Annotated in this window: 3 protein-coding genes and 3 tRNA genes; 3 read left to right on the forward strand and 3 right to left on the reverse strand. The window is 59.8% G+C overall.

Translation table 11 applies throughout. The features are described 5' to 3' along the window. Together abc-f and Q0J60_RS01585 are read right to left on the reverse strand one after the other, a co-directional pair. Positions 1 to 1,644, reverse strand: a 1,644-nt coding sequence (abc-f, locus tag Q0J60_RS01580) for a ribosomal protection-like ABC-F family protein (protein WP_294438447.1), incomplete at its 3' end; no start/stop codon positions are given. A 97-nt stretch (positions 1,645 to 1,741) separates the two neighbouring features. Further along, a complete protein-coding gene (locus Q0J60_RS01585; RefSeq protein WP_294438448.1) occupies positions 1,742 to 3,412 on the reverse strand; it encodes a L,D-transpeptidase family protein in 1,671 nt (556 codons plus the stop codon). 606 nt (positions 3,413 to 4,018) lie between these two features. Here Q0J60_RS01585 and Q0J60_RS01590 point away from each other — a divergent pair. The 3 genes from Q0J60_RS01590 (at position 4,019) to Q0J60_RS01600 (ending at position 4,398) form a co-directional block, all read left to right on the forward strand. Then, positions 4,019 to 4,093, forward strand: a tRNA-Ile gene (locus Q0J60_RS01590). 151 nt (positions 4,094 to 4,244) lie between these two features. Further along, positions 4,245 to 4,319: transfer RNA gene (locus Q0J60_RS01595), tRNA-Val, on the forward strand. Positions 4,320 to 4,323: 4 nt separating this feature from the next. After that, positions 4,324 to 4,398 (forward strand) — tRNA-Asn (locus Q0J60_RS01600). A gap of 108 nt (positions 4,399 to 4,506) precedes the next feature. Here Q0J60_RS01600 and Q0J60_RS10505 read toward each other — a convergent pair. Then, positions 4,507 to 5,760, reverse strand: a complete 1,254-nt coding sequence (locus tag Q0J60_RS10505; RefSeq protein WP_367178761.1) for a LuxR C-terminal-related transcriptional regulator — start codon at positions 5,758 to 5,760, stop codon at positions 4,507 to 4,509. Positions 5,761 to 5,962 lie beyond the last annotated feature (202 nt).

Genomic DNA, 5,962 nt, shown 5'->3' on the forward strand with positions numbered 1-5,962 from the left:
CTGGTCGAGAAAATCATCCAGGGAAGCCGCAGAAAGGTCGCGTCCCTCCGCCAGCTGACCGGATTTGAACAGGTAGTAGCCGTAATCGCCGTCGTACACCGTCACCTTGCCGGGCGTCACCTCGATGATGCGGTTTGCCACGTTGCGAATCAGGTGGCGGTCGTGCGTGATCAGCAGGATGGTGCCCTCGAAGCGCTTGAGCGCCTGCTCAAGGATGTCGGCGCTGGCGATGTCCAGATGGTTCGTAGGCTCGTCCAGGCACAGAAGCGGCGCGGGGGCGACCAGCATCTTGGCAAGCGCCAAACGGCACTTCTCGCCGCCCGAAAGCACGCCCACGCGTTTTTCCACGGCGTCGCCCTGGAAAAGGAACGCGCCCAGAAGCGTGCGCACCTGGCTGATGGTCCATCCGGGCGCCACGCGATCGAGCTCCTCGAACACCGTGTTGCCGGGATACAGCTCCTCGAGCTGGTGCTGCGCGAAGTAGGACACCTCGACATGCGCGCCGTAAGAGATCGTTCCCGCATCAGGCGTAAGCACGCCCGCCACCATCTTGAGCAGCGTCGATTTGCCGGCGCCGTTGGGACCAACCAGCGCCACCTTTTCGCCGCGGTACAGCGTCAGGTCAAGGCCGTCGTAGACGTGCTTCTCGCCGAAGTGCTTGGTGACGCCTTCGAGGGTCGCCACCGTATCTCCCGTGCGCGGCGGCTGTACGAAGTTGAAGTGCACGGTCTTCTTCTCCTGAGGGACCTGGATGCGCTCCATCTTTTCGAGCTTTTTCACGCGGTCCTGGACCTGCTTCGCCTTGGTAGGCTTATAGCGGAAGCGCTCAATGAATGCTTCCATGTGAGCGATCTCTTCCGCCTGCTTCTCGGCGGCCTGCTTCAAGCGCTCGATATTCTCTTCGCGCTGCTTCAGATACGACGAGTAATTGCCCTTGTACAGGGTCAGATGCCCCGCATCGATCTCGGCCACGCGATCCACCATGTTGTCCATGAAGGCACGGTCGTGTGAAACCACCATGACGGCGCCGTCGTAGCCGCGCAGAAAGCCCTCGAGCCATTTGACGCTTTCGAGGTCGAGGTGGTTGGTGGGCTCGTCGAGCAGCAGAAGCTCGGGCTTGCGGATGAGCAGCTTGGCCAGCGCGATGCGCATCTGCCAACCGCCCGAGAACTCCGTGGTGGAGCGCTGCATGTCTTCCTCTTTGAAGCCCAGGCCAAAGAGCACGCTTCGCACCTGCGATTCCAGCACATAGCCGCCCATCGACTCGTACAGATCGCGGGCGCGCCCGCAGGCGGCAAGCTGCTGAGGAGTGGGGTTGTCGCCCAGGCTTTCCTCCAGCTTGGCCAGACGGCGCTCGGCCTCCAGAATCTCGGACTGGCTGGCGATGACCTCCTCGAAAATCGAGCGGTCTTCCATCTCGATGGCTTCCTGCTCGAGGTATCCCGTCTGAGCCCCGCGCGCGAACACGATGCGCCCTTCATCGGCGTCCTCGTGCCCGGTGATGATGTTGAGCATGGTGGTCTTGCCGGCGCCGTTGGGGCCCACCAGCGCAAGGCGGTCGTGCGCCTCCAAGCGGAAGCTCGCGTCGCTGAACAGCACGCGGCCGCCGAAGCTCTTGGAGATATGTTCCACTTGCATGATCATGATTCGTCACCTAAACGTCATCGTGCGCGGAGGCCACATCGAGCCCCCGCGCGCGAACTAATACGGATATGGATTGGCGTGCCTTGCGGCGCTGCATCTACCAGTGGACGATTACCGGATCGCCAATCTGGATGATGCCGAACAGCTGCGCCGCCTTCTTGGTGGGCAGGTTCACGCATCCGTGGCTGCCGTAGGTCTTGTAGGCGCTCGCGTCGCTGAACACCCACGAGGGCTGCCAGCTCGCGTCGTGCAGACCCACGAGGTTGCCCACGAAAGGCATCCAGTAATCCACAGGCGAATCCCACTCGGGCTTGTTGGTCTTGGGATCGATCGGGCCCTTGAGCGAGACGTCCTGCTGAAGGTTCTTGAGCCAGTAGATGCCGGTGGGGGTAGAGTTCTCGGCGTCGGGCACGCCGCTTACGATGCCGGATTCCCACAGAAGTTCGCCTGCGGCGTTGTAGTAGTACGCATGCTGCTCCGACAGGTCGACGTCGCAGTACGCGCCCCAGTCCATGCCGGCCTTGGTGTAGCCGTTGCCCGTGGACGTGAACGAGACCTCCAGGTCGCCCTGGGTACCCTTGTCGATGGCATCCTTCACCGCGGCCTTCAGCGTGTCGGAATCGACCGACCAGCCGTAGTCGCCGCCCTCGGCCGTAATCTCTTTGCCGTCGCCGCGCGTGTACGTGCGCGTGGTGCCGATGGTGTTGTAGGCGCTCGACAGGTCATCGATCCAGGCCCCCATGGCCTCTTCGTCAAGCGTGGGCTTGAAGTCATCGCCGAACGAGATCCACTGCGAGATGACGCTTCCGTCCACCTCGCCCGCCTGGACGCCTGTGTCGCTGGACTTGAGCGTCACGTCGCACTTAATCATGTCATTGGCGGCATCGCGCCCGCTTGTCAGACGTTCATCGGTGGAAAGGACCTGCGGCTTGACCAGCATGTCGTCGGTCACCTGCACGGAATCCTGCATGGTGGCGATGGCCGTGGCGACGGCCTGGACCACCTGGTCGGCAGCAACCTGCGTGCCGTAGACCTCCTGCTTGATCTCATAGGCGCCGGAATCTTTGGAGTACACGATGGTCGCATCCTCCGAAGGGTCGGCATCGGCGTTGAACTCATCCACCTGAACGCGGATGAAATCAGCCAGCGTGCCTTCGTCGCTCGTCGCGGCAAGATGATCGGTCTCGTCATGATTGCCCCACGCCTGGATGAACCACAGCCAGGGGTTGGCGTCGTGGGCAGCGGAATTGATGACCGCATTCGCGTCGATGGACACGCCGCCGTCTGCGGCGCTTACGGTGAAGTCGAGACCTTCCCCGCTCACCGCTACCTCGTAATTCGCCTCAACGGCGGAAAGCTGGGCCGCCGCCTCGTCGCGCGTATTCATCGAGATGTCGAGCGAGCCAAGCGTGGTCTGCGGATAGAAACGGTCATGGAACACATACACGCCGGCACCGTAGGCGATAGCAAGCAACGCGATGAGGATGCCCAGCGCGATGAATACCGCCTTACCGGGCATCTTGGTAGAAGCATGCGCGTTCTTGCCGCCCTTGCCTCCCTGCCCACCGGAAGGCGCGCCGGACATCGTAGGCATGTATGCGGTCTGGTTAGGAGCCACACGACCATGCGCGCCCGTGGAGCCGGGACGCATGCCGCCGCGCGCCCCCTGGGGAGCGGTGCCGCGCGCGTGTTGAGCCGAATATCCGTATCGAGCGGTCGCGCCCTCTTGGCCGGCGCGATCGAACTGGGTGTCGCGTTGTCCCTTCACGAAATCAAATTCTCCTATCGAACGGGGGCAAGCCCCGGCTGTGCTGTGTGTATCAGAGGCAGTATAGCAGTCAAGTAGGGATACCGGACGAAAATGGCACGTATCATCGGGGAGTTCACGGAGGACACACGCAGCCTGCACGATTCCTGAGATTTCTTTAAGGGGATAAGGCCCGCCTGCAAGATAAAACCCGCCGAGTAAATCCTTGTCAGCAATAAACCATTGCCCGCACCCCCAGCCCGAATCAGCAAGCAGTCTTCTGAAGCCCCAGACAGGAAATCAAAAGCTCGTGGACGTTTTTCTGACTTTACCGGACCGAAAGCAATCAATTTGATTACGGAGGGGTCTTTCCGCAGACAAACAACCGTTCCACCCTAATCTATCTGTGCCAACACATTGCATATCCCCTGCAAAAAGACTCAACTAACTTTTATGGCATGTAACCCCTCCTCATATGAATCCGGGAAAGTCGAAAAAACGTCCACGAGATTCCAGATTCTTGGCGCGCCATACCGTCAAAAAACCAAATTGGCCCAAGAAGAAAACTCGAAGACTTGCGCAAACGTGTCGTTACGCTACAATAATCGAGCTTTGCAACTGGCATACGGGCCTGTAGCTCAACGGTGGAGCAGGGGACTCATAATCCTTTGGTTGTCGGTTCGAATCCGGCCGGGCCCACCATTCATCTCGCGTGATAGACGATCGTTGTGCCTGGTGCAAAGCCCCGCTTCGGTTCATCCTTTCGATTTGATGCAAAAAAGTTCAAATTGGGGGTTGTCAAACCGCAACAGTGCGAGTATTATTCTTTCTCGCGCTTGAGGCGCAAACAAATGGGCGTTTAGCGCAGCGGGAGCGCACTTCCTTCACACGGAAGGGGTCACAGGTTCAAATCCTGTAACGCCCACCATCATTCCTCGGTAGCTCAACGGCAGAGCACTCGGCTGTTAACCGATAGGTTGTAGGTTCGAATCCTACCCGAGGAGCCACTTGAATTTGAACCCGCTTCGGCGGGTTTTTTCATGCCCTGATTCAGGTTGGCCATAGGGGGCTCATAGGGCAAACGGTGTGCATTCTATAAGCCACTTTACGCCTCGTCATTCCTCATAGAGATACACCACGTCGATGAGCTCCTGTTTCGAATGGACTCCCATCTTGGAGAACACGCCTTTGGTATGAGTGCGCACGGTGTTCTTCGAAAGCGTAAGCTCCTCGGCGATAAACGCCACGTCGCGCCCGTGAGCCAACAAGGTCATGACTTCTGTCTCGCGCGCAGTAAGTCCGTAATGCTTCGCGACGCCGGCACATTGCCGATCGAGACGCGCCGCATCAGAAAAGCCCTTCGGCAAGCCCGTTGTACCAACCGAAGCGGCAACGGTGTCCGCCTGCGATGGGCCACTCGCCTCATCGGCTTTAAGAAGCTCGGAATCGTTGCTGAACGCGTCCGTCGTAGCGCTCGCCCGCGACACATCCTCAGCCGCCTTCGACCTGCGCACGCCATCGGTCAGGCGCTTCCCCAGCGTCAGCGCCATCGATAGCACGTATATCGCAACCAGGGCGATAGCGAACAGCCAGAGCGTGGAGGCGCCACTTAGACCGCCGAACGAATACGAAAGCAAAGCCCCGCACGCAAGCGCCAAGTACACGACGCCCGAAAACACGCCGAACACGAGCACGGGAGGAATCGCATACATGCGCGCCGTGCGGGCGCAGGTCACCACCATGAGCGACGACGTGATGGAAAACACGGTGAACGCGAGGGACACGAACACGCCACGGCTCTCCCCCGTCAGGAACGGCAGCAACAAAAACGACGTCGCGATCAGCGGAAAGATCAGCAATTGGAGCTTCGAAAGCAGCGTCCTTGCATAAATCACACGCCAGCATCCAAGCAAAACAACGGATGCAAGAAGGAGCCCCAGCATTCCGCTGTCATTGACATCACCAAGTGCGCTCCCGTCGATAATCGTATCAGCTCGAATAATGCCGATGAGAAGCGCCGAGAACGCAATGCAGAGCAGCGGGCGCCACAGGTCAACCGCGGCGCGGGCTAGCTTGCCGTGATTCTTGGAGGGCGAGGCATGGAACATGGGGTGGCGGAATTGCATCGACCATCGATACGCCGTCACGCAAAGCACGGCAACCAAAGGAAAACACGCGAAGAGGACGATCCACACCGATACCGAGGAAGGAAGCACCCCTATGAGCAAATAAGCCCCGGCGCTGATAGCCGCTGCTGAAAACACCACGATACCTGCGACATAGACCCGCAGGCTTGCCACCAACTCCTGAAGCACGCAGAAGAACAGGGCGCTTGCCAGTCCGAGAAGTCCACCCGAAAGCGCGCCCATCAAGGGCGAGCAGAAGCCCGTTTGCACCTGGAAACTCAAAAGGCCCGCGGCGAAAACCACCAAGGCAAGCGCGACAACGGACGGCCTTGGTCTCACGCAGGACGTGGACCTTGATCTGGCCGGGATAGGTGAGCTCGCTCTCGATCTTCTTGGCGATGTCGCGGGCGAGCAGGACCATCTGATCCTCACTGACCTCGTCCGG

Source organism: uncultured Slackia sp. (assembly GCF_944321625.1).
In the GTDB taxonomy this organism is placed as follows: Bacteria; Actinomycetota; Coriobacteriia; order Coriobacteriales; family Eggerthellaceae; genus Slackia.

Coding starts and splice junctions, on each gene's coding strand:
- Q0J60_RS10505 (WP_367178761.1), bottom strand. CDS start 5,760: ATGGGCGCGCTTTCGGGTGGACTTCTCGGACTGGCAAGCGCCCTGTTC.